This is a genomic window from Streptomyces sp. URMC 129 (assembly GCF_051386415.1).
Classification (GTDB): Bacteria; Actinomycetota; Actinomycetes; order Streptomycetales; family Streptomycetaceae; genus Streptomyces.
In genome coordinates this window covers 13,849-35,367 of the sequence record NZ_JBPQTQ010000004.1, presented here as the reverse complement: position 1 = coordinate 35,367, position 21,519 = coordinate 13,849, and the positions used below count along the sequence as shown (strand labels likewise).

Here is a 21,519-nt window from a genome sequence, read left to right as displayed (position 1 = left end):
GCCGGGCTCGGGGCCGGGCCGCCCCCGGACGGGTCACACCGGGTACTCGGTTCGGGCGCGGGCGGCGCGCTCGCGCTCGTGCTCGCGGTACTCGGCCTCGGTGGGGTGGCCGGCCATCTCGGTGGCGAGGACGGACGTCACGCTCGTCGGGCCGGGGCCGACCTCATCGAACGTGCCGTCCATCCGGCGGCGGCGGAACATCGCACGCCTGGCCTCTCGCAGCGCGCGCTCTTCGTCGGGGCCGCGAGCGACCTCGGCGCCGGTCACGCGCAGCCGGACCCGGGGCGTCTTGTCCTCGCCCTCGGCGTAGCCCGTGTACTCGCGGCTCGACAGCTCCACGACGGCCACGACGATGGCGCCTGGGGTCTCCCACAGGTGTCGCCGCTGCTCGGGCGACAGCGCCACTTCCAGCAGCGCAGCGGCGCCGTCGAGCTTGATCTCGACCGGGTCGTTTTTGCCGAGTCTCGGCATGTCATTCCTCCAGGTGGATTGGTCGGGGCAGGGTGTCGAGGGCGTCGCCGAGCTGGTCTGCGAGCGCGCGGCGGCGGGCGGCCAGTTCGGGCGCGTTGCCCTCGCAGGCGTCGGCCGAGGACAACAGGGCGTCGATCACCTCGGCGGCGTCGTCGGTGCCGCCGGGCAGGACGAGGGCGATCACAGCGGGTCCGGTCTGACGGCGGCCTCGGCCGCCGCGCGGTCGTAGTCGTGCGCGGGGACCGGCTCGGCGGCCCGGGCGGCAATGCGCTCGGTGGGGGTGGTCAGCCGCCGGTCGATGCCGTGGTGGGCGAAGCTGACGGCCGTCTCAATCGCCTCGACGGCGATGGACTGCTCGCGACTGCCGGGGACCAGCTCGTGTACGAGGAGCGCCAGCTCGGCGGCCTTGGCGCAGATGCGGGCCTTCAGCGCGGCGCGCTCCGGGTCGGTCGCGGGCGGGGTGAAGCGTCGGGCTATCTCAGCGGTAGTGATGGCCATCAGACAGCGTCCTTCCTTGCATGGTCGGTGAGGTGGTGGGTGGCGTTGCAGACGGCGGCGTGCGCACCGCGCGCGGTGGCGGCGAACCGGGTCACGGCCGGGCCGCCGCTGGCCGATTCGGTGTGTCCGCAGCGGGCGCACCAGAAGTCGGCGGCCGGGATGCGGACTTCAGCGCCACGCCTGGTGAGCTGGCCGAGGTCGATCCATAGCCAGCCGACAACGGCGCGGCGGTCGGCCGTCACGTCGGATCTCCCCGGGCCGCGTCCCGGCGGACGCGGTGGAGGTCGTCACGCTGCTCCGGCGTCAGGCCGCCGAAGATGCCGTAGCGGTGTCCCGGCGCGCGGACTTCGGCGCGCATCGCCAGGTCGAGGCACGCGGCGCGCAGGGGGCACCGCGCGCAGCGGGCCAGGGCGCGCCGCTCGGTGCGCGGGTCGTACCAGTCGTCCGTGTCTCGGCCGAGGCAGGCGGCGTCTGCCCACGCCTGCGCGCTGCGGAGCACGGGCCCGGTCGGTGGCGCAGGGGGCGGCGCGGTATCGGCGACGGGGGCTCGCCGTGTGGAGCGCCTCGCGGCGGGGAGGCGCCCCTGCCGCCGCAGGGCGGCGACATCGGCGGTGATGGTCGCGAGGCTGACGCCGAAGCGGGCGGCGATGGTGGCCTGGTACACCCCTTCGCGGGTGGCTCGGAGAACTTCAGCGCGCCGCGCGGCGATGTGGGCCTGGGTGCGGGACACGGTCATGCCCTGCTCCCCGAGGTCTGGCGGGCACGGGCCAGCGTGCGCCACACCGTGCGCTCGGCACAGCCGAGACGGGTGGCGATCTGGCGGCCGGTCAGGTCGGCGGCGCGCAGGGCGGCGACGGCGGCGGCGCGCTCGGCGGGGAGCAGCGAGGCCGGTGGGTCTCCAGCGATGGCGCGGTCCACGGCGATGGGGTCGGGCTCGACCGCCGGGCGGGGGCGGTGCTCGCTGCGGCACGTGACGCAGTACCGGCGCCCGGCGGCGTCGGTGATGACCGTGTGGCCGGGGTGCTGCCGGGCGTACTCCTCGGCGTAGTACCGCTGGCTGCGGAGCGCGGCGCACTGGCGGCACATGCGGCCGTTCCTGCCGGTGGAGACGGTGCCGTCGCCGGACAGGTCGTGTCCGCGTCGGCAGCGGGTCAGAGGCTGGCGTGACATCGGGGTCACCTCCGTGTGGTGCGGTCGTGCTGGTCGTGCGGGTGGTGGGCCTCCGCGAGGTCGCGGAGGAGATCGCCGAGCGCGGCGACGAGGACGTGCTGCTCGGCGGGGGCGCCGGGGCCGAGTCCGGCCAGGGCCCGGACGGTCATGCGCAGGGCGGCGATCAGGTAGAGCCGGTCCGGCGCGCGCAGCTCGGCGGCGGTCACGGCGCGGGCCGCAGCGACCAGCGCGCCGACCGCCGGGTGCGGCGCGCTCTCCTCGGCCTGTGCCATCGACACGGCCGGACCTGGAACGGGCGGCGCGGTATCCAGTGCGGCCCCGGGCGGCGCGGACCGATCACCGGCGCGCGCGGGGGCCGGACGGGAGGGAGCGAGCCACACCGTCATGGCGCGGGCGGCGCGGCGCACCGTGCGGCCGAGGCGGCGGCGCGGCGCGGCCGTGGCGCGCTCCGGCCCGGGTGCGCCGGGCGTCTGGCCTGCGGATATGCCGGGCTGTGCCGGGGGCGCCTCGTCCCGCGCCACCGGCTCGGGCGGCTGCGCGGCGCGCTCCGGCTCGGCGGGCGGGGCGGCCTCCTCGGCCGCGAGCCATTCCAGGTCGCGGCGCACCGTGCCCTGTCCCACGCCGAGCCGTTGCGCGATGGCGCGTCCGCTCAGGCCCTCGGCGGCCAGGCGGCGCACCTCGGCGCGGCGCGCGGCGACATCGTTGCGGCTCACCGGTTCACCTCGAAGAGGCCGAGCTGAGCACCGCGTGCCCGCTGCCGGGCGTGGTGCTCGCGCAGCAGGACGCGGCGCTCCTCGCGGCAGCACACACAGTGGTCCCACATGTCCACCGGTTCGCCGGCCGGGTGCAGGAAGCCCCACTCCTCCCACCATTCCTCGCCCGAGGTGGTGATGCCGGTCAGGATCGTGGCGCCCACCGTGGCGACGGCCCAGCCGCGGAACCCCGTCTGCCGGGGGCCGGGCGGGTTGCCGCCGTAGCCGTGACGCTGGACGGCATCCCCGGGCTGGTACGGGGAGTGCGGCGGGATCGCGCGCCCGGCGGTGGTGGCGAACGCCTCGCGCAGCTCCACTGGGATGTGGTTGGGCACCGGGTGCCGCGGGGCAGGCGGGGCGCTCACCGGGACACCTCGCCTTGGAGCAGCGCCCACTCCTCCGCCGTGGCGGCGCGGACGACGAGGACGAGCTGCCCGTCCTTGACCACGGGGCCGAGGCGCATATCCGGCCCGAGGACCCGGGTGTGGTCGTCGTCGTCCAGAAGCCCGGCGTCCACCAGGCCGTCCACGGCGGCCTTGAACGACGGGTACCAGTTCGCCGGGTCCGCGCGGCGGCGCGTCGGCGGGTGGAGGACGCCGAGGATGTGCGCCCGCTCGAAGAGAGCGTTGGGCTTGGCCGCGGCGAGCGCGGCCATGAGCGCCGGGTTCTCGCTGACGGTGGCGAACGCGGCGTCGCGCAGCGCCCGCGTGATCCTCGCCTTCGGCTTGTGGTGCAACCTCTGGTTGGCGTTGAGGAGCGGCAGACCGGCGGGCAGCGTGATGCGGTAGGAAGTCATCGCTCACGCACCCCTCTGCGGAGGGCGCACGGCCGCCCCGGCCTGCCGGGCAGCGGCCCAGCGGCCCACCGAGTAGGCGATGCCGAGGGCGATCGAGAGGGCGCTCCAGAGGCCGAGGACGGTGGCCAGGAGCCGGATGAAGGGCATGGTGTGCTCCGGATCGGAGAGGAGGCACCGCCGGGGCCGGAGAGGGAGGTCACGGCCCCGGCGGGCGCTCAGAGGGGGATCAGAAGGGGGGTTCGTCGGAGTAGCCGCCGGGCCAGTCGGCGCGGAGCCGACGCTCAACGAGACGGCGGGGAAGCGGCAGCAGCAGCCAGCGGCATTCGGGGTCCCAGCAGCCGCACCACACCACCTCGGTGTCGGCGTACTCGCCGGACGCGTCGGCGACGTCCTCGTCCCACCCGCCGCGCCCGTGGCAGTCCGGGCAGTCGGGACGGGCGGTGTCAGTCACGACGAGGCCGTGCCGGGGCCAGTCGGTCAGCTCCAGCCGGAGCCGCGCCCACCTCACGGTCGGGGAGCGACGGCGGCCGGCGGGGAGCAGCAGCGCGACGGCGGCGCGGGCGGCGAGGACGGCGAGCACGGCGCCGAGCGTGATGAGGGCGGTCGTCATGTCGGCCTCGTCTCGCGGCACACGGTGCTGTGCCAGTCACGGCCGTCCTCGGCCGTCCATCCCAAGTCGGCGGCCTGCTCGCGCAGGGCCTCGATCGACGGCACGTCACCGTCGCCGCCGAACTCCTCGGGGCAGACATCGCCGCCCGGGGCGCCGTCGCACAGCAGGAGATGGATCGTGAGCGCGGTCACGGGGTCCTCACCGCCTCGGCCTCGTCGTCGGGCACGGGCAGGCCGAGGCACTTCAGCTCGGCGGGGCTGTAGCCCATGCCGGACAGGAGCTGGTCGCCGAGGTGCCGGGTCACGGCGAGCTGCGCGTCCAGGTCGGCGCGCAGCCGCTGCGCGCGGCGCCGAGCGGAGCGCCAGGCGAGCCGGTAGCGGCGCCCCTGCGAGCGGGTGGCGAGCGCGGCGAGGCGCAACGCCTCGTACCGCTGCACGTGGTCCGCGAACTGCCGGGCATGCACGCTGCGGGCCTCGTTGAGAGCGTCCCACGCGGCGGCGGCCCCTCCCCGCTCGGTGACCCGAGCCAGTCGGATCTCCAGCTCGGCGATGCGCCGGGCCTTCCATCCCCACATCAGCCCTCACCTCCAGCGCGCCGGGCCGCCATGTAGGCAGGGACGGTGTGGTCGAGGAGGTAGTCCACGAGGACGTCGCGCCGGAGGCCGGACTCGCCGGGCGGTCGGCCGAGCGTGGCGGCCCACTGGACCTCACGGCCGTGAGCGGCGATCTCGGCCAGCATCCCGCCCACCTGGCCGGGGTCGCGGTCGTACAGGTCGGCCAGCCCGCGAACCACGGTCTCGGGCTCGGGCACGGGCGGGGCGGCCATGGCGTGATGGTCGCGGTACTCGGCCGCGCGCAGCGCGAGGTGCAGGCCCGCCACGAGGGCGAGGGCGAGGACCGCGAAGGTCAGGGCGGCGGTCATTCGTCCGCCCCTTCGTCGTAGGTGTCGCGCACGGTCACCGGGCGGACCACGTAGCCGGTGGGGCACACGTCCTCGGGGTCGTCGTCGGTCCAGGTGCACAGGTCGTCGGCCGCGTCGGGGCCGCCGTGCTCGGGGACCCACGTCAGGTGCGCGCTGGGGGTCTCCCGCAGGGCGACGGCCGTGCAGTGCTGGCGGGCGGCGGCGCGGGTGGTGTAGGTGCCGAGCGTGATCCCGGACTCCGGATGCTCGGCCCGGTAGACGACCAGCTCGGTCGCGTTGCTGTCCGTGGCAGTGGTGATCAGGCCCCGGATCCGGGCCGCGCACCGGGCGGTGATGGTGCGCGCCACGGTGCTGCCGTCCTCGGCGCCGACCGCGATCACGGTGGCCTCGGCCTCGGCGAGCCCCTGGTCGCGGGCGGCGTCGGCGAGCGCGCGGGCGCGGTCGGGATCGAACAGCAGCCCGGCGGACTCCAGGGCCTCGCCGGGGTGCTGGCCCCGGGTGAGCGCGGCGCCGATGACGGCCAGCGCGGTCCGTGCGGCGCGCGAGAGGCCCGGCGTGATGGTGGTCTCGGTGCTCATGCCGACACCCCCTGAGCGGCCGACGAGACAGCGGCCGGGAAGTGGACGGACAGGGCCACGGTGGTGCCCGCGTACTGGCCGGACGCCTCCAACCACGGCTGCTCGCTGCCGCGCAGCGTCACGACGTCCGGGGAGATGCCCAGCTCCTCGCGCCACATCTCGAACGCGGCCAGGGTCGGGAGCTGCAACGCCAGTTCCCGGACCAAGCCGTGGATGGTGATGTAGGGGGCGGGCATGTCGCCCTTGCCGTACTTGGCGTGCAGCAGGTCGAGGGCCCGCAGCTCGGGCGTCATCTGGCTGAACACCGGGCCGTCGCCGGTCGGGGCTATCTGGGTAGGCTCGGACACGGCCTACTCCTTCCTCTGTGTGGGTGGGTCGGCCCCGGGGGCGCCGGGTAGGGTCCGGCGGCCCCCGAGGGGGTCAGTAGGCGCGGCGTCGGCCGCGCGGGATGGGCACAAGCCCGGACAGCGGGTGAGCCCCGGCCGCCGTGCTCGCGGAGGTCGGCCCGGCCGACGAGGCGGTCACCGGGCGGTGGTGGAAGACCTCGGCCGCGTTGCGGGCCCGGTCCTCGGCCGTGAACCAGATGCAGCGCCCCGCCTTGTGGTGATGGAGCCGCTTGATGTGCCGCCGCAGCCAGGACTCCTCGATGCCCAGCTCCGCCGCGTACTGCGCGTACGTCATGCGGTCCCGGTCCCGGCCGCCGGTGGTGGTCAGCTCGGCCACCTGGGCGCGCAGCGCGGCCAGCTCGGCCGCCAGCTCGGCGAGGTCCGGCAGCGTCCGCGTGCTCACGGAGCACCCACCGACTGCTTGCGCTGGAGGACCACGACCGGGCAGTTCAGCGCCTCGGCCAGCGCCCGGAGCCTCTGCGGCGTAGCGTTCCGCGTCCCGCTCTCGATCTCGGAGATCAGGGACACGGAGACACCCATCCGGTCGGCCAGCGCGGTCATCGTGAGTCCGGCGGCCTGCCGGGCGTACGTGACGGCCTCGGGCTCGTGGTCGAGTGGGGCCTTGGGAGGTCTTCGGGCTGCTGCCATACCCAGGACTGTAATGCGAAGGGGTGCGAAGGGCAAGACCCCTACGCACCCCTTCGCATCAGCGAGTGAAAATCAGACGGGACCTGTGCCGATTTCAGGGCGTGTTGACGGGCCAGTTACCCGCTCGGTGCGAAGGGGTGCGAAGATGCGGGCCATGTCATCGAGCGAGCGACCAGACCCGACACCCTGGGGCGCCCTGATCGCAGCCGCGCGTGAACGCCGCCGCCTCTCCGTCCGCAAGGCAGCCAAGCTGGCGGAGCACGTGAGCGAGGGACGCTGGCGCCAGATCGAGGCCGGCCACCAGGTGGTCACCCGCGGCGTGTACGCACCAGTCCGCGGCGGCCCCGAGACCGTGGCGCGGATGGCACACACCGTGGGGGTGACCCCCAGGCAACTGGACGAGGCCGGACGCGCGGACGCCGCGGGGGAACTGCGCCGCCTCATGGAGGAAAACCTGGGCCTGGATCTGGCGGCCTACGGCACAGCCGCAGAGCGCGTGCTTGAAGTCTTGGCCGATGTCCCGCCCGAGCATCAGGCCGAGGTCGTCAAGTACGTCCTGAAGTCGCTCGAACCGTGAAAACCGATCAGTAGGTCACATTAGGGTTGCAGGTAGCCATCCAACCTGTGAAAAAGTTGCGCACAGACGGAGCGTGAGGTTCCCCGCACGGGGACAGAACCACGCACAAAAGGCGCACATTCATGACCCTCCCTCACGCCGTCATAGTGGCCGGCATCACCCTGCTCCTCGTCCAGTTCGTCCGGAGAATGCACGGACGGTGCATCACCACCACACGGGTCGGTCGGGCCACGATCCAAGCGGTCCGCGTCCTCGGCGGCCAGGAAGCCCCGGTCGATCACTCGCGATGCACACGCCTCTCCCTGTGGGCCCACCGCCACCGCGTCGCCAGCCTCACGCTGGCCGTCACCGTGGTCACGGCCATCCTGACCATCGCCATCACCGCGCCGATCTGGGCGGCCAGCCATCCGGCCGGCACCCGTCCCCTTGCCGAGAGCGGCCCGCAGGCACCCATGACGGCAGCCGAGCCGCGTGCAGACGCCCCGGACGCCGCTCCCCCGGCCGTCCTGCCGGATGCGCCCGCACGCGGCCCGGCCGTTGTCCCGGAGGAGGACGACGCGCCCGCTGCCGAGGCCGAGGCGCCCGTTCGCGGCGCCGGGGCCGCCACCGACGCCGACGAGCTGCCCGCGCCCGCCGACGACGCCACGGCGCCCCCCGGCGACGCCGCACCGGCCGAGCCCGCGCCGACCCCGGCAGAGCCGTCCGACGACGGTCAGGCCGAGCCCGCGCCCGCTCCGGCCGACGACACGACCAGCCCGGCCGACACCGACAGCCGCGAGCCCGCCGAAGAGGCGCCCAGCGGCGGCGAGGCGGCGCCGGACGTGCCAGCCCCGGCCGAGGAGCCGACCGGCGAAGAGACGCCCGCCGAGCCGATCACCCAGTAGCCGCTGTCCTGCCGCGCCATCAGCCGGTACCGCGAACCAGGTGAAGACCAACCGCGGCCGGGGGCGCCATGGCGGCCGTGAGGGCGGCGGTGATCTCCTCGTCCATCTGCCTCAGCAGATGCCCGTAGCGGTCCACCGTGGTCTGGATGGACTCGTGGCCGAGCCGGGCCTGGATGGCCGGAAGCGGGATGTGGCCCGCGATCAGCCACGCGACATGCGTGTGCCGGAGGTCGTGGATCCTCGGCCGCCGCGGCAGGCCCTTCGCCACAGCAGCATCCACGGCCGGCTTCCACTTCCGGTGGTAGTAGTTCGAGTGCCGCCAGCGGTTCCCCCAGGACGTCGTGAACAGCAGCGCCTCGGGGCGCTTGGCGGTCGCCAGGCGCCGGACCGTGTCCATCTGCGCGCCGGTGAGCGCCAGCGTCCGGCGGGCCTTTCGGGTCTTGGGCGGGCCGAGGAAGAACGTGTTGTCCTCGGCCCGCTTCCAGGCGCGCTGAACGCTCACGGAGCCGTCCCGCCAGTTGATGTCGCCGACCTGCAGGGCCGTCGCCTCACCCCATCGCATGCCTGTGCCGACGAGCCAGTCGGCCAGATCGAGCGCCCACGGGTCGGTGAACTCGGTGCGGAGCCGCTGGTACTCGTCCGGCTCCAGGAACACCATCTCTTCGGTGCCATCGTCGGTGCGCGGAAGGTACGAGCCGTCCAGCGGGTTATCGTCCCGCAGGCCGGCCTCCTTTCCGGCCTGGACGATGCACCACAACAGGCCGTGCCGGTTGTGGATGCTCTTGGGCCGCGCCTTGCGGCGAACCCACCGCTCCGGATCGTCCGGGTCCTTCTCCCCCAACTGCTCGGCCCGCACCCAGCGCTGCACGTCCCCCTTGCTCAGGTTCCCGATGGTGGCCGGCAAGACAGCGCCGTCCAGCCGCGTGTGGACGACGAGGGAGAGATGGCGATCCACTTCGCGCCGGTAGTCGCGCCGCGTGCGCTCGTCGATACCCGTGATGTCGTCCACGTACCTGTGGGCCCACTGGAGGAGCGGGACGTCATCCGGTGTCGTCTCCGGCTCCACGAAACCGCGGCCAGGCACCCAGCCGACCGGCCACTGCTGCCCGTGGGCGTCCACCAGCTTCTTGAACTGCATGGCTTGGTCCTCGTCGGAGAACCGCTCGAACTGTTCGTCGCCACCACGTCGGCCGCCGAGGATCCAGCGCACCTGGAAGGTGCAGGTCCCGTCCTTGCGTTCCCGTTTTCTGATGCTCGCCATGACGGGGAGTATGGGCGGAATGTGTGACACCGGTTTGGCCGTCGTTTGGTCAGCCTCCGGCCATGACGAAGGCCCGGCCGCGTTTCCGCAGGCCGGGCCTTGATCTTTTGGGGTGAGTGACGGGACTCGAACCCGCGGCCACCTGGACCACAACCAGGTGCTCTACCAGCTGAGCTACACCCACCATGACCACGCGGTGCGGGAAGGCCTTTCCGCACCGGTCGGGTTATGAGTGTACAGGGTCCCCGGCCCTGCCAGCGCCGTGAATTCTCAGCGCACCACGTGCTGGGCCGCGATCCGCTTGGCGGCCTCCGAGTCGGGGCCGGGCTGGGGGACGAAGATCGCCTCCCGGTAGTACCGGAGCTCGGCGATGGACTCCTTGATGTCGGCGAGCGCCCGGTGATTCCCGCTCTTCTCCGGGCTGTTGAAGTAGACCCGCGGGTACCAGCGGCGGACCAGTTCCTTCACCGACGAGACGTCGATCACGCGGTAGTGCAGATGCGACTCCAGCCGCGGCATGTCCCGGGCGAGGAAGCCGCGGTCGGTCCCGATCGAGTTCCCGCACAGGGGGGTCTTCCCCGACTCCGGCGCGTGCTCGCGCACGTAGTCCAGGACCAGCCGCTCGGCGTCGGCGAGCGTCGTGCCGGACGGGAGCTCGTCCAGCAGCCCCGACGCGGTGTGCATGGCGCGCACCACCTCCGGCATGGACGCCAGCGCCTCCTCCGGGGGGCGGATCACCACGTCCACCCCCTCGCCGAGCACGTTCAGCTCGGAGTCGGTCACCAGGGCGGCCACCTCGATGAGCGCGTCGTCGGCCAGCGAGAGCCCGGTCATCTCGCAGTCGATCCACACCATGCGATCGTTCATGCGAACAACCTTACGTCGCGGAACGCGACCGGCCCGCGAGCGTCGCTCACACCGCCGGCCTGCCGCGCTGGCCGGGCAGGCGGGGCGAGAAGCCGTCGCCGACCGGCTTGGCGCGCTCAGCCGTGTCCTGCTGGCGCGCCCGGTACGCGGCCCGGTAGGCGGCCGGCGAGGCGCCGAGCTGCCGCCGGAAGTGACCGCGCAGCGCCACCGGCGACCGGAAGCCGCAGCGGCCCGCGACCTCGTCCACCGAGTAGTCCGACACCTCCAGCAGCCGCTGCGCCTGGAGCACGCGCTGGGTGATCAGCCACTGCAGAGGGGCGCTCCCGGTCAGGGCCCGGAACCTGCGGTCGAAGGTGCGGCGGCTCATGTACGCCCGCGCGGCCAGGGTCTCGACGTCGAACTGTTCGTGCAGGTGCTCCAGCGCCCAGGCGACGACCTCGGCCAGCGGATCGGCTCCGATGTCCTCGGGTAAAGACCTGTCGAGATGCCGGTGCGGGGCCGCTTCGGTGCCGGCGCCCCTGCGGGGCGGCAGCACCAGGCGGCGGGCCAGCGCCGCGGCGGCCTCCGGTCCGTGGTCGGTGCGGACGATGTGCAGGCAGAGATCGATCCCGGCGGCGGTGCCGGCCGAGGTGAGGATGTCGCCGTCGTCCACGTACAGCTCCCTGGGGTCCACGTGGACCGACGGGTAGCGCTTGGCGAGCGTCGGGGCGTACATCCAGTGGGTCGTCGCCGGACGGCCGTCGAGCAGCCCGGCGGCGCCCAGCGCGAAGGCGCCCGTGCACAGCCCGACGATCCTGGCCCCCTCGGAGTGCGCGCGGCGCAGCGCGGCGAGCGCGGGGGCCGGCGGCGGGCCGGTGATGGACCGCCACGCCGGGACGATGACGGTGCCCGCCCTGGCCACGGCGCTGAGGCCGTAGGGGGCGCGCAGTTCCAGACCGCCCGTGGTGCGCAGCGGTCCCTCCTCCCCCGCGCAGGCAAGCAGCCGGTAACGCGGCACCCCGGCATCCTGGCGATCGACGCCGAAGACGGACAGCGGGATGGAGCTTTCGAACATGGGACTGCCGCTGAACAGCACCACCGCGACGACTTCGCGGCGGCGGCGGGCAGCCAGCTTGACGGCGGGCTCGGGGCCGTGCGTTGGGTCCTGGTTCATGCTCCTCAGTTCCCTCGGTCGTCGCATCCTCTCGGTCCTGCCACGTTTCCCCCGACGTCATTGCCAAGATCGAATCTACTGTGTCGGTTGAGGTTGGCGGGACAAGTTCACCACTCGGCGCTAAGTCGACATGACAACGTGGCGTGAAGCATTCGATCAGGAAGCGTTACACGTACGAGCAGTTGGGGGAAGTGGGCCTCACCTCGGCACTCGTCCCGGATGGCGCCCGGAACCGGGCCCGGCACACCGCCCGGGCCTGCGAAAGGTGTTGGCGAGGTGGGTGGGCAAGGTGGTTCAGGTGTGGGGAAGTTGGCTGAAAATAAAAGCCGTCAGCACGACTGTCCCACCGCGACGGGGGCGTACGCCGGGGGCGGGCGGGGGCGGACGGCACTGTAGTTTCCCGGCCACCCTCAGCGAGCCGCCGCTGCTCGGCGCGGGGGCGTGCGCCCCGCCCCCGGGCCCCGGCGCGCGGCGGCCGGGGGGCCGGTCACGCTCCGGAGCCGGCCGCGTCGCGGGGTGTCCGAAAGCATTGCGCGGCCCGGCGCCGGTAGGGCATGCTGCACGGTCACGGCGCCGACGCAGGGTTTCAGGGGTGGCACGCACCGTCCCTGGGAACCGGCCACCCGACGCCGTACCCTGGAGGTGGAACCACCGGAAGGGCGAAGGATCTTCTCCGCTTCTCCGTGAGCACCTCCATCACGACACACTCACGAGGTTTCCTCACTGACCCACCGCTGAGGCTCCGATGGCTGGACACGAGTTTCCCGAACCAGCGGATCGCAGGCGACTCGTCGACCCCACGTCCCCGCCGCCCGACCCGGCCGAGGACGCGGGCGTCTCGTGCGACCCCGCCTTCCAGCACGGCGTCGTCGTCGGCTTCGACGGCTCGACGTCGAGTGAGCGGGCCCTGGCGTACGCCGTGGGGATGGCCCGGCGGTCGGGCTCCGGGCTGATCATCGTGCACGTCGCCAACCGGCTGCCGACCACGGTCTGGGCCGGCTGCGAGCCGCCCGCCCTGGTCGACGTCCCCGATCACAGCACCGAGGTCCTGGGGCTGGAGCTGTCCTGCGCCGAGCACCTGTCGGACGTGCCGTGGGTGCTGCTGGAGCGCGGCGGCGACATCTGTCACGAGCTGGAGGAGGTCGGCCGCGAGTACGCGGCGGACGCCATCGTCGTGGGCACCACGCACGGGCTGCTGGGCCGCCTCTTCGGCTCCGTCTCCGGCCGGCTGGCGCGCCGGGCCCAGCGGCCGGTGATCGTCATCCCCTAGCCCGGCGCGCCCGCTCACCGGGGATTCACCAAATTCATCCGCCCCGGCGGGTGGATTGTGCGTTTGTGATGGGCATAAAGGTGACGTCGACCACGGTCGACCGAGCTTGAGCCGCTCGGCGGGAGGTGACGGACCCGCCGACGGCTTCTCCCCGCCGGCGTAATGGGCGACGCCGGCGCGCATGGCGGCCCCCGGGGGTGCGTATGGTGGCACGCACCCCGGGGGCCGCCGCGTGACGTCTCAGGCCCTGTGACGTCTCACGCCACGGGTCACTCCACGGTGACGGACTTCGCCAGGTTGCGCGGCTTGTCGATGTCCCGGCCGAGGGCCAGCGCCGTGTGGTACGCGAGCAGCTGGAGCGGGATGCCCATCAGCACCGGGTCCAGCTCGGGCTCGTTGCGCGGCACCACGATGGTGTCGTCGGCCTTCGGCTGCTCCTCGTGCGCCACGGCCAGGATGCGGCCGTCGCGGGCCTTGATCTCCTCCAGCGTGGCGCGGTTCTTGTCCAGCAGCTCGTCGGTCGGGATGATCGCCACCGTCGGCACGGCGGGCTCGATCAGCGCCAGCGGGCCGTGCTTGAGCTCGGACGCCGGATACGCCTCGGCGTGGATGTAGGAGACCTCCTTCAGCTTCAGGGACGCCTCCTTGGCCACCGGGAAGCCGCGCACCCGGCCGACGAACATCATGCTCTTCGACTCGGCGAACTCGGCCGCGATCTTGGCGATGCGTTCCTCGTCCCGGAGGATCTCCGCGATCTGCTCGGGCAGCTTCCGCAGGCCGTCGATGATCCGCTTGCCGTCCGCCACCGACAGGTCGCGGATGCGGCCGAGGTGGAGGGCGAGCAGCGCGAAGGCGACGGCGGTGTTGGTGAAGCACTTGGTGGACACCACGCACACCTCGGGCCCGGCGTGGACGTAGACGCCGCCGTCCGTCTCGCGGGCGATCGCGGAGCCGACCACGTTGACCACGCCCAGCACCATGGCGCCCTTGCGCTTGAGCTCCTGGACGGCGGCCAGGGTGTCGTACGTCTCGCCGGACTGGCTCACCGCGATGTAGAGCGTCTCGGGGTCCACCACGGCGTTCCGGTAGCGGAACTCGCTGGCCGGCTCGGCGTCGGCCGGGATGCGGGCCAGCTCCTCGATGAGCTGGGCGCCGATCAGGCCCGCGTGGTAGGCCGAGCCGCAGCCGAGAATCTTCACCCGGCGGACGCCGCGCGCGGCGCGGGCGTCGAGGTTGAGGCCGCCGAGCCGGACCGTGGCGAACCGGTCGTCGATCCGGCCGCGCAGCACCCGGTCGACGGCGTCGGGCTGCTCCGCGATCTCCTTGTGCATGTACGTGTCGTGGCCGCCCATGTCGTAGCTCTCGGCCTCCCACTCCACGGTGGTGGGGGAGGCGGCGGTACGGCTGCCGTCGGTGGTGTACGTGCGGTAGTCGTCGGCCTTGATGGTGGCCATCTCGCCGTCGTCCAGGGTGATCACCTGGCGGGTGTGGCTGATGAGCGCGGCCACGTCGGAGGCGACGAACATCTCCTTCTCGCCGATGCCCAGCACGACGGGCGAGCCGTTGCGGGCGACCACGATGCGGTCGGGGAAGTCGGCGTGCAGCACGGCGATGCCGTAGGTGCCCTCGATGTAGCGCAGCGCCTCGCGGACCTTCTCCTCCAGCGTCTGCGCCTGGGCCCGGCCGATCAGGTGGGCCAGGACCTCGGTGTCGGTGTCGGAGGCCAGCTCCACGCCGTCGGCGGTGAGCTTGGCGCGCAGCTCGGCGGAGTTGTCGATGATGCCGTTGTGCACGACGGCGACCTTGCCGGAGCCGTCGAGGTGCGGGTGGGCGTTGTCGTCGTTGGGCGCGCCGTGGGTGGCCCAGCGGGTGTGCGCGATGCCGCACGTGCCGGAGAACCGGGCCGGTACCTTGCCCTCCAGCTCCCGCACGCGTCCGGCGTTCTTGACGGTCTTCAGACCGCCGCCCCTGCCGCTGCTGTGGATGGCGATGCCGGCCGAGTCGTAGCCCCGGTACTCCAGCCGCTGGAGCCCCTCCAGAAGGAGGGGGGCCACATCTCGTTTGCCGATATATCCGACGATCCCGCACATAGGCGTTCCTCCTGCTGCTGGTCTCTTGGGTCCCGCTCTCGGCGCGCTCAGCCGTACACGATCCGCCTGAGCTGCCGCAGCGACAGCCCGGGCGGGGCCACCGCGCGACGCGGCAGCTCCTCCGCGATCCGCTCGAAGATCGCCTCGTTGGTCAGCCCCCGGGCCCGCAGCTCCCGGTGCCGCCTCCGGACGAACTCCTCGGTGGTCTCGTCGAAGTACGCGAGAACGTCGAGGACCACCCGTGCGGCCTCGCCCCGCGCCAGCGGGGTGCTGCGGACCAGGTGATCCACGAGGTCGTCGTGGAGCGTACGGCGTTCGAGCACTCCTCGATACTGCGGAGCCGGGATGCTTTTCGCAACAATCCTGCCCGATATCGGGCACAGGCGTGTCGCCGGGCCTCTCAGAGGATGTCGATCGCCGGGTTGCCCGGCCGCAGCCACTGGGTGGCGCCGAGGAGGTCCGTGACGCGCTCGGCCTCGACCGCCCCGAGCGTGCTGACAGTGCTGCCCAGTTCTCCGGCGATGTGCCGGCACTCGCGCGAGAGGGTCGAGCCCTGTTCGGCGAAGCGGACGGACGCGTGGGAGAGGGCGTCGCCGCTGCCGAGGCCCGCGTCGTTCAGCGCGTTCACCACGGCGCCCATCTCCAGGGCGGGCCGGCCGGCCGTCTCCGCCACCCGCGCGAGGCGCGCGGCGTCGTCCCCGATCGGCCTCAGCTCACCCTCCCGGACCACGAGGTCCGGGGCGGGAGCGGAGCCGCCGCCCGTGCCGTCCCGCCGCTCCCCCGCGTCTGATGTCACGTCAGCCTCCCGTCGGTCGCCGCCACGGTAACAGAGCGCGGTCCGCCGCTCACGGCGGAGCCGCGGTCACCCCACGCCCAGCTCGCGCGCGATCAGCATGCGCTGGACCTCGCTCGTGCCCTCCCCGATCTCCAGGATCTTCGCGTCGCGCCACATCCGCGCCACCGGGAACTCGTTCATGAAGCCGTAGCCGCCGTGGATCTGGGTGGCCTCGCGGGCGTTCGTCACGGCCACGTCCGAGGAGTGGAGCTTCGCGATGGCCGCCGCCTTCTTGAAGGGCTCGCCGGCCATCAGGCGGGAGGCCGCGTCGCGCCAGGCGGCGCGGGACGTGTGGACGCGGGCCTCCATGTCGGCCAGCTTGAACTGGATGGCCTGGTTGGCGGCGATCGGGCGGCCGAAGGCCGTGCGGGTGCGGGCGTAGGCGAGGGACTCGTCCACGCAGCCCTGGGCGAGGCCCGTGGAGAGTGCCGAGATCGCGATGCGGCCCTCGTCGAGGATGCGCAGGAACTGGGCGTAGCCGCGGCCCTCCTCGCCCAGCAGGTTGGCGGCGGGGACGCGGACGTCGGCGAGGGACAGCTCGTGGGTGTCCGAGGCGTTCCAGCCGACCTTGGAGTAGGGCGGCGCGACCGTGAGGCCGGGGGTGCCGGCCGGGACGATGATCGTGGAGATCAGCGGCGAGGAGTCCGGCCCGCGGCCGGTGACGGCGGTGACCGTGATCAGGCCGGTGATGTCGGTGCCGGAGTTGGTGATGAAGCTCTTGGTGCCGTTGATGACCCACGTGTCGCCGTCCCGCACGGCCGTGGTGGCGGTGCCGCTCGCGTCCGAGCCGCAGCCGGGCTCGGTCAGGCCGAACGCGCCCAGCATCTCGCCCGCGCACAGGCGCGGCAGCCACTGCCGCTTCTGCTCCTCGGTGCCGAAGCGGTGGATCGGCATGGCGCCCAGCGAGACGGCCGCCTCCAGGGTGATGGCGACCGAGGAGTCGACGCGGGCCAGCTCCTCCAGGGCCAGGCACAGCGCGAGGTAGTCGCCGCCCATGCCGCCGTACTCCTCGGGGAACGGGAGGCCGAAGAGACCCATCCTGCCCATCTCCCGGACGATCTCGTACGGGAACGTGTGGCGCTCGTAGTGCTCGGCGATCCGGGGGGCCACGACGTCGTGCGCGAACGCCTCGACGGTCCGGCGGAGTTCCTCGTGCTCGGGCGACAGGCGGTGGTCCACGTCATTCCTCCGGTGGGGAGAGTGCGCGCACGGTGCGGGACGGGCTGGGCCGGCCGAGGTGACCGGCCAGCCAGCGACTGGTGGCGGCGAGCCGGCGCAGGTCGACGCCGGTCTCGATGCCGAGGCCGTCGAGCATCCACAGCAGGTCCTCCGTGGCGAGGTTGCCGGTGGCGCTCTTGGCGAACGGGCAGCCGCCGAGCCCGCCGGCCGAGGCGTCGACAGTGGTGACGCCGTGCTGGAGGGCGGCCAGGGTGTTGGCGAGCGCCTGCCCGTAGGTGTCGTGGAAGTGGACGGCGAGCCGGCCGGTGGGGATGCCCGCCTCGTTGAGGGCGGTGAGCAGCGCGGTGACGCGGCCAGGAGTGGCGACGCCGATGGTGTCGCCGAGGCTCAGCTCCGCGCAGCCGAGGTCGAACAGGCGGCGGGCCACGCGGACCACCTGGTCGACGGGGACCTCGCCCTCCCAGGGGTCGCCGAAGCACATCGACAGATAGCCGCGCACCGGCACCCCGGCGTCGACGGCCCGCGCGACCACGGGGGTGAACATGACGAGCGACTCGTCCACCGTGCGGTTGAGGTTGGCCCGGGAGAACGACTCGGTGGCGCTGGCGAAGACGGCGACCTCGCGGGCGCCGAGGGCCAGGGCGCGGTCCAGGCCGCGCTCGTTGGGGACCAGGACCGGCAGCCGGACGCCGCCGAGGTCGCGCAGGAGCGGGAACAGCTCCTCGGCGTCGGCCAGTTGGGGCACCCACCGGGGGTGGACGAAGCTGGTGGCCTCGATGGTGGTGAGCCCGGCGTCGGCCAGCCGGTGGATGAACTCGGCCTTGACGGCGACCGGGACGACGGCGGGCTCGTTCTGCAGGCCGTCCCGCGGGCCGACCTCGTGGACGCGGACCCGGGGCGGGTACCCGGGCGGATACGGGCGCGGGCCCGGGGGCGTGCCGGGATCGGTCATCACGTCTCCTCGGGGGTGACCCGGGCCAGGACCTGGTCGATGGCGACCGCGGTGCCGACGGCCACGTCGAGGCCGGTGACGGTCCCGTCGTGCGGGGCGGCGATGACGTGCTCCATCTTCATCGCCTCGACCACCAGCACGGTCTGGCCGGCCGTCACCTTCTCGCCCACCGCCGCCTTGACGACGGTGACGGTACCGGGCATCGGGGCCGTCAGCGTGTCGGCACCCGCCGCCCGGTCGCCGCCCGCGGCGGCCACCGGGTCGTGGCCGTGCACGTGCCAGGCGTCGCCGTCCCGGCCGAGCCAGTGACCGGCGGCGGTGGCGGCGTGGGCGAAGCCGTGCGCGGCGCCGGCGAACTCGACGCGCACCAGGTCCCCGCCGGGGCCGCCGAGCAACCGGGCCGGAACGGGCGGCCCGTCGCCGACGCGGACCTCCCCGGGCCGCACCCGGACCGTGACCGGCTCCCGGCCGGGCACCCGCAGCCGGTGCGCGGTCCAGGCGGGCTCGCCGCCCAGCCGCCAGCCCGACGGCACGGCGAACGGGTCGGTCCAGCCCCCGGCACCGGGGCGCGGCTCCAGGGCGGCGTGCCGCAGCAGCGCCGCCGCCGCGTACACCTCGTCCGGCACCCCGGTGGGGACCAGCGAGGCGGCGGCGGCGTCGATGAGGCCGGTGTCCATGTCGCCCGAGAGGACGTCGGGGTGGGCGAGCAGGCGGCGCAGGAAGCCGGTGTTGGTGTCGACGCCGAGGACGGTGGTGCGGGCGAGCGCGGCGCGCAGGCGGCGCAGGGCGGTGGCGCGGTCGGGGCCGTGCGCGACGACCTTGGCGAGCATCGGGTCGTAGGCGGTGGACACCTCGGCCCCGGGGGCCAGGCCCGAGTCGACGCGGACGCCCTCGCCGGCGGGCTCGCGCAGCAGCAGGACCGGTCCGGCCGAGGGCAGGAAGTCGATCCGGCCGCCGCCGTCCGCGACGCGGGCGGTCTCGGCGCAGATCCTGGCCTCGACGGCGTGCCCGGTGGTGACGATGTCGTCCTGGGCGAACGGCAGCGGCTCGCCCGCCGCGATGCGGAGCTGCCACTCGACCAGGTCGAGCCCGGTGATCAGCTCGGTGACCGGGTGTTCGACCTGGAGCCGGGTGTTCATCTCCATGAACCAGTGGGTGGCGGGGTCGGCGCCCGGCACGATGAACTCCACGGTGCCCGCGCCCCGGTAGCCGCAGGCCCGGGCCGCGCGCACGGCGGCGGCGCCCATCGCGGCCCGGGTGGCGGCGTCGAGCAGCGGGCTCGGGGCCTCCTCGACGACCTTCTGGTGCCGCCGCTGGAGGGAGCACTCGCGCTCCCCGAGGTGGACGACGGTGCCGTGGCCGTCGGCCAGGATCTGGATCTCGATGTGCCGGGGCCGGTCGATCCACCGCTCGACCAGCAGCGTGTCGTCGCCGAAGGAGGCCAGGGCCTCGCGGCGGGCGCCGGCGATCTGCTCCTCCAGCCCGGCCGCGTCCCGGACCAGCCGCATGCCCTTGCCGCCGCCGCCCGCCGAGGGCTTGAGCAGCACGGGCATGCCCATGGCGCGGGCGGCGTCCGCCAGGCCGTCCCCGTGCGCCCCCGGCACCACGGGGACGCCCGCGGCGCGGACGGTCTCCTTGGCGCGGATCTTGTCGCCCATCACCTCGATCGCCCCGGCGGGCGGTCCGATGAACGTCAGTCCGGCGTCGGTGACGGCGCGGGCGAACGCGGCGTTCTCGGCGAGGAAGCCGTAGCCGGGGTGCACGGCCCCGGCGCCGGTCCTGGCCGCCGCCGCCAGCAGCCGGGCGGTCGACAGGTAGCTCTCGGCGGCCGGGGCCGGGCCGATGCGCACGGCGGTGTCGGCCTCGGCCACATGCGCCGCGCCGGCGTCGGCGTCGCTGTAGACCGCGACCGAGGCGATGCCGAGGCGGCGCAGGGTGCGGATGACGCGGACGGCGATCTCGCCGCGGTTGGCGATGAGCACCTTCTCGAACAAGGTCCCCTCCCTCACATCCGGAAGACGCCGTGACTCGTGGCGGGCAGCGGCGCGTTGGCGCAGGCGGTCAGGGCGAGGCCGAGCACGGCGCGGGTCTCCAGCGGGTCGATCACGCCGTCGTCCCAGAGGCGGGCCGTCGCGTAGTAGGCGCTGCCCTGCTCCTCGTACCGGGCGCGGATCGGCGCCTTGAACGCCTCCTCGTCCTGCGCGCTCCACTCCTCGCCCTCGGCGAGCTGGTCGCGCTTGACGGTGGCGAGGACGGCGGCGGCCTGCTCGCCGCCCATCACGGAGATCTTGGCGTTGGGCCACATCCACAGGAACCGCGGCGAGTACGCCCGGCCGCACATCGAGTAGTTGCCCGCGCCGTAGGAGCCGCCGACGACGACCGTCAGCTTGGGCACGCGGGCGCAGGCCACGGCCGTCACCATCTTGGCGCCGTGCTTGGCGATGCCGCCCGCCTCGTAGGCGCGGCCGACCATGAACCCCGAGATGTTCTGCAGGAAGAGCAGCGGGATGCCGCGCTGGTCGCACAGCTCGACGAAGTGCGCGCCCTTCTGGGCGGATTCGGAGAACAGGATGCCGTTGTTCGCCACGATCCCGACCGGGTGACCGTGCAGGCGGGCGAAGCCGGTGACCAGGGTGGTGCCGAACTCGGCCTTGAACTCCTGGAAGCGGGAGCCGTCCACCAGCCGGGCGATCACCTCGCGCACGTCGTACGCGGTCCGCGGGTCGGCCGGGACCACGCCGTACAGCCCGGCCGGGTCGACCGCGGGCTCCTCGGCCGGGCGCACGGTCCACGGCAGCGGCCCGCGCGCGGGCAGGGTGGCGACGATGGAGCGGACGATGCGCAGGGCGTGCGCGTCGTCCTCGGCGAGGTGGTCGGTGACGCCGGAGACCCGGGCGTGCACCTCGCCGCCGCCCAGCTCCTCGGCGGTGACCACCTCCCCGGTGGCGGCCTTCACCAGCGGCGGGCCGCCGAGGAAGATGGTGCCCTGGCCGCGCACGATGACCGCCTCGTCGCTCATCGCCGGCACGTACGCGCCGCCCGCCGTGCAGGAGCCGAGGACGGCGGCGATCTGCGGAATGCCCGCGGCGGACATCCGGGCCTGGTTGTAGAAGATGCGCCCGAAGTGCTCGCGGTCGGGGAAGACCTCGTCCTGGAGCGGGAGGAACGCGCCGCCCGAGTCGACCAGGTAGAGGCAGGGCAGCCGGTTCTCCAGGGCGACTTCCTGGGCGCGCAGATGCTTCTTGACGGTCATCGGGTAATACGTGCCGCCCTTGACGGTCGCGTCGTTCGCCACGATCACCGTCTCGCGCCCGCTCACCCGGCCGATCCCGGCGATGACCCCGGCGGCCGGGGCCTGGCCGTCATACATCCCGTGGGCGGCGAGCGGCGCCAGCTCCAGGAACGGGGAGCCGGGGTCGAGGAGGGCGTCCACCCGGTCGCGCGGCAGCAGCTTGCCGCGCGCGGTGTGCCGGGCGCGGGCGCGCTCGCCGCCGCCGAGGCGGGCGGCGGCGAGCTTCTCGCGCAGCCGGGCGGCCAGCTCGCGGTGCGCGGCCTCGTTGGCCCGGAAGGTGTCGGACGCCGGATCGGCGGTGCTGGTCAGCGTCGGTGCCTGCCCCATGC

General features: G+C 73.7%; 31 protein-coding genes and 1 tRNA gene. 3 read left to right on the top strand and 29 right to left on the bottom strand.

Annotated features, from left to right (window positions below; genetic code table 11):
* Nucleotides 1-33 precede the first annotated feature (33 nt).
* From ACSNOC_RS01855 to ACSNOC_RS01770, 18 genes are all read right to left on the bottom strand, one after another.
* On the bottom strand, nucleotides 34-471 hold the full coding sequence (locus ACSNOC_RS01855; protein ID WP_436745405.1) for a hypothetical protein: 438 nt from the start codon (nucleotides 469-471) through the stop codon (nucleotides 34-36).
* Between the two features lies 1 nt (nucleotide 472).
* Nucleotides 473-655, bottom strand: coding sequence for a hypothetical protein (locus ACSNOC_RS01850; RefSeq protein WP_436745404.1), 183 nt, complete (start codon nucleotides 653-655; stop codon nucleotides 473-475).
* Complete coding sequence (locus tag ACSNOC_RS01845; protein WP_436745403.1) at nucleotides 652-969, bottom strand: Acb2/Tad1 domain-containing protein; 318 nt, start codon at nucleotides 967-969, stop codon at nucleotides 652-654. Before ACSNOC_RS01845 ends, ACSNOC_RS01850 begins: the two co-directional genes overlap by 4 nt.
* Nucleotides 969-1,211 carry a hypothetical protein gene (locus tag ACSNOC_RS01840; RefSeq protein ID WP_436745402.1) on the bottom strand — a complete coding sequence of 81 codons (243 nt, stop codon included), beginning with the start codon at nucleotides 1,209-1,211 and terminating at the stop codon, nucleotides 969-971. The genes ACSNOC_RS01845 and ACSNOC_RS01840 overlap by 1 nt, the downstream gene beginning before the upstream one ends.
* Nucleotides 1,208-1,705 carry a WhiB family transcriptional regulator gene (locus ACSNOC_RS01835; protein ID WP_436745401.1) on the bottom strand — a complete coding sequence of 166 codons (498 nt, stop codon included), beginning with the start codon at nucleotides 1,703-1,705 and terminating at the stop codon, nucleotides 1,208-1,210. Before ACSNOC_RS01835 ends, ACSNOC_RS01840 begins: the two co-directional genes overlap by 4 nt.
* Entirely contained in the window at nucleotides 1,702-2,139 is a 438-nt protein-coding gene (locus ACSNOC_RS01830) for a helix-turn-helix domain-containing protein (RefSeq protein WP_436745400.1), read from the bottom strand. Before ACSNOC_RS01830 ends, ACSNOC_RS01835 begins: the two co-directional genes overlap by 4 nt.
* Before the next feature lie 5 nt (nucleotides 2,140-2,144).
* A complete protein-coding gene (locus tag ACSNOC_RS01825) occupies nucleotides 2,145-2,852 on the bottom strand; it encodes a hypothetical protein (protein WP_436745399.1) in 708 nt (235 codons plus the stop codon).
* Complete coding sequence (locus tag ACSNOC_RS01820; RefSeq protein ID WP_436745398.1) at nucleotides 2,849-3,256, bottom strand: hypothetical protein; 408 nt, start codon at nucleotides 3,254-3,256, stop codon at nucleotides 2,849-2,851. Before ACSNOC_RS01820 ends, ACSNOC_RS01825 begins: the two co-directional genes overlap by 4 nt.
* Complete coding sequence (locus ACSNOC_RS01815) at nucleotides 3,253-3,687, bottom strand: hypothetical protein (protein ID WP_436745397.1); 435 nt, start codon at nucleotides 3,685-3,687, stop codon at nucleotides 3,253-3,255. Before ACSNOC_RS01815 ends, ACSNOC_RS01820 begins: the two co-directional genes overlap by 4 nt.
* 3 nt (nucleotides 3,688-3,690) lie before the next feature.
* Nucleotides 3,691-3,834, bottom strand: a complete 144-nt coding sequence (locus ACSNOC_RS01810; RefSeq protein WP_436745396.1) for a hypothetical protein — start codon at nucleotides 3,832-3,834, stop codon at nucleotides 3,691-3,693.
* Nucleotides 3,835-3,913: 79 nt separating this feature from the next.
* Nucleotides 3,914-4,297 (bottom strand): hypothetical protein, encoded by a 384-nt coding sequence (locus ACSNOC_RS01805; protein ID WP_436745395.1) that lies wholly within the window; start codon nucleotides 4,295-4,297, stop codon nucleotides 3,914-3,916.
* On the bottom strand, nucleotides 4,294-4,488 hold the full coding sequence (locus ACSNOC_RS01800; RefSeq protein ID WP_436745394.1) for a hypothetical protein: 195 nt from the start codon (nucleotides 4,486-4,488) through the stop codon (nucleotides 4,294-4,296). The genes ACSNOC_RS01805 and ACSNOC_RS01800 overlap by 4 nt, the downstream gene beginning before the upstream one ends.
* Nucleotides 4,485-4,871 (bottom strand): hypothetical protein, encoded by a 387-nt coding sequence (locus tag ACSNOC_RS01795; protein WP_436745393.1) that lies wholly within the window; start codon nucleotides 4,869-4,871, stop codon nucleotides 4,485-4,487. Before ACSNOC_RS01795 ends, ACSNOC_RS01800 begins: the two co-directional genes overlap by 4 nt.
* A complete protein-coding gene (locus ACSNOC_RS01790) occupies nucleotides 4,871-5,218 on the bottom strand; it encodes a hypothetical protein (RefSeq protein ID WP_436745392.1) in 348 nt (115 codons plus the stop codon). Before ACSNOC_RS01790 ends, ACSNOC_RS01795 begins: the two co-directional genes overlap by 1 nt.
* The gene (locus ACSNOC_RS01785; protein ID WP_436745391.1) at nucleotides 5,215-5,796 is read right to left on the bottom strand and encodes a hypothetical protein; all 582 of its coding nucleotides are present in this window, start codon (nucleotides 5,794-5,796) and stop codon (nucleotides 5,215-5,217) included. The genes ACSNOC_RS01790 and ACSNOC_RS01785 overlap by 4 nt, the downstream gene beginning before the upstream one ends.
* Nucleotides 5,793-6,143, bottom strand: a complete 351-nt coding sequence (locus tag ACSNOC_RS01780; protein WP_436745390.1) for a hypothetical protein — start codon at nucleotides 6,141-6,143, stop codon at nucleotides 5,793-5,795. Before ACSNOC_RS01780 ends, ACSNOC_RS01785 begins: the two co-directional genes overlap by 4 nt.
* A 73-nt stretch (nucleotides 6,144-6,216) precedes the next feature.
* Nucleotides 6,217-6,585 carry a hypothetical protein gene (locus ACSNOC_RS01775; protein WP_436745389.1) on the bottom strand — a complete coding sequence of 123 codons (369 nt, stop codon included), beginning with the start codon at nucleotides 6,583-6,585 and terminating at the stop codon, nucleotides 6,217-6,219.
* Nucleotides 6,582-6,830, bottom strand: coding sequence for a helix-turn-helix domain-containing protein (locus ACSNOC_RS01770; RefSeq protein WP_436745388.1), 249 nt, complete (start codon nucleotides 6,828-6,830; stop codon nucleotides 6,582-6,584). Before ACSNOC_RS01770 ends, ACSNOC_RS01775 begins: the two co-directional genes overlap by 4 nt.
* 154 nt (nucleotides 6,831-6,984) lie before the next feature.
* On the opposite strand from ACSNOC_RS01770, the gene ACSNOC_RS01765 reads away from it, so the two are divergent.
* Both ACSNOC_RS01765 and ACSNOC_RS01760 read left to right on the top strand, forming a co-directional pair.
* Nucleotides 6,985-7,407, top strand: a complete 423-nt coding sequence (locus tag ACSNOC_RS01765) for a hypothetical protein (RefSeq protein ID WP_436745387.1) — start codon at nucleotides 6,985-6,987, stop codon at nucleotides 7,405-7,407.
* Between the two features lie 122 nt (nucleotides 7,408-7,529).
* Complete coding sequence (locus ACSNOC_RS01760; protein WP_436745386.1) at nucleotides 7,530-8,291, top strand: hypothetical protein; 762 nt, start codon at nucleotides 7,530-7,532, stop codon at nucleotides 8,289-8,291.
* Nucleotides 8,292-8,310: 19 nt separating this feature from the next.
* Here ACSNOC_RS01760 and ACSNOC_RS01755 read toward each other — a convergent pair whose 3' ends face one another.
* From ACSNOC_RS01755 to ACSNOC_RS01740, 4 genes are all read right to left on the bottom strand, one after another.
* Entirely contained in the window at nucleotides 8,311-9,552 is a 1,242-nt protein-coding gene (locus tag ACSNOC_RS01755; RefSeq protein WP_436745385.1) for a tyrosine-type recombinase/integrase, read from the bottom strand.
* Nucleotides 9,553-9,660: 108 nt separating this feature from the next.
* Nucleotides 9,661-9,736: transfer RNA gene (locus ACSNOC_RS01750), tRNA-His, on the bottom strand.
* A gap of 86 nt (nucleotides 9,737-9,822) precedes the next feature.
* Nucleotides 9,823-10,419: an oligoribonuclease gene (gene orn / locus ACSNOC_RS01745; RefSeq protein ID WP_436745384.1), complete on the bottom strand. Its 597-nt coding sequence runs from the start codon at nucleotides 10,417-10,419 to the stop codon at nucleotides 9,823-9,825.
* A gap of 46 nt (nucleotides 10,420-10,465) precedes the next feature.
* On the bottom strand, nucleotides 10,466-11,572 hold the full coding sequence (locus ACSNOC_RS01740; RefSeq protein WP_436745383.1) for a GlxA family transcriptional regulator: 1,107 nt from the start codon (nucleotides 11,570-11,572) through the stop codon (nucleotides 10,466-10,468).
* A 745-nt stretch (nucleotides 11,573-12,317) separates the two neighbouring features.
* Here ACSNOC_RS01740 and ACSNOC_RS01735 point away from each other — a divergent pair.
* Complete coding sequence (locus ACSNOC_RS01735) at nucleotides 12,318-12,842, top strand: universal stress protein (protein ID WP_436745382.1); 525 nt, start codon at nucleotides 12,318-12,320, stop codon at nucleotides 12,840-12,842.
* A 269-nt stretch (nucleotides 12,843-13,111) separates the two neighbouring features.
* Here ACSNOC_RS01735 and glmS read toward each other — a convergent pair whose 3' ends face one another.
* The 7 genes from glmS to ACSNOC_RS01700 form a co-directional block, all read right to left on the bottom strand.
* The gene (gene glmS / locus ACSNOC_RS01730) at nucleotides 13,112-14,932 is read right to left on the bottom strand and encodes a glutamine--fructose-6-phosphate transaminase (isomerizing) (protein ID WP_436745381.1); all 1,821 of its coding nucleotides are present in this window, start codon (nucleotides 14,930-14,932) and stop codon (nucleotides 13,112-13,114) included.
* 47 nt (nucleotides 14,933-14,979) lie between these two features.
* Nucleotides 14,980-15,255, bottom strand: a complete 276-nt coding sequence (locus tag ACSNOC_RS01725; protein ID WP_436745380.1) for a hypothetical protein — start codon at nucleotides 15,253-15,255, stop codon at nucleotides 14,980-14,982.
* Nucleotides 15,256-15,332: 77 nt separating this feature from the next.
* Nucleotides 15,333-15,728, bottom strand: coding sequence for a hypothetical protein (locus ACSNOC_RS01720; protein WP_436745379.1), 396 nt, complete (start codon nucleotides 15,726-15,728; stop codon nucleotides 15,333-15,335).
* Between the two features lie 66 nt (nucleotides 15,729-15,794).
* Complete coding sequence (locus ACSNOC_RS01715) at nucleotides 15,795-16,946, bottom strand: acyl-CoA dehydrogenase family protein (protein WP_436745378.1); 1,152 nt, start codon at nucleotides 16,944-16,946, stop codon at nucleotides 15,795-15,797.
* Nucleotide 16,947: 1 nt separating this feature from the next.
* Complete coding sequence (locus ACSNOC_RS01710; protein WP_436745377.1) at nucleotides 16,948-17,898, bottom strand: hydroxymethylglutaryl-CoA lyase; 951 nt, start codon at nucleotides 17,896-17,898, stop codon at nucleotides 16,948-16,950.
* On the bottom strand, nucleotides 17,898-19,892 hold the full coding sequence (locus tag ACSNOC_RS01705; protein WP_436745376.1) for an acetyl/propionyl/methylcrotonyl-CoA carboxylase subunit alpha: 1,995 nt from the start codon (nucleotides 19,890-19,892) through the stop codon (nucleotides 17,898-17,900). The genes ACSNOC_RS01710 and ACSNOC_RS01705 overlap by 1 nt, the downstream gene beginning before the upstream one ends.
* Before the next feature lie 11 nt (nucleotides 19,893-19,903).
* On the bottom strand, nucleotides 19,904-21,517 hold the full coding sequence (locus ACSNOC_RS01700; RefSeq protein WP_436745375.1) for a carboxyl transferase domain-containing protein: 1,614 nt from the start codon (nucleotides 21,515-21,517) through the stop codon (nucleotides 19,904-19,906).
* Between the last annotated feature and the right edge of the window lie 2 nt (nucleotides 21,518-21,519).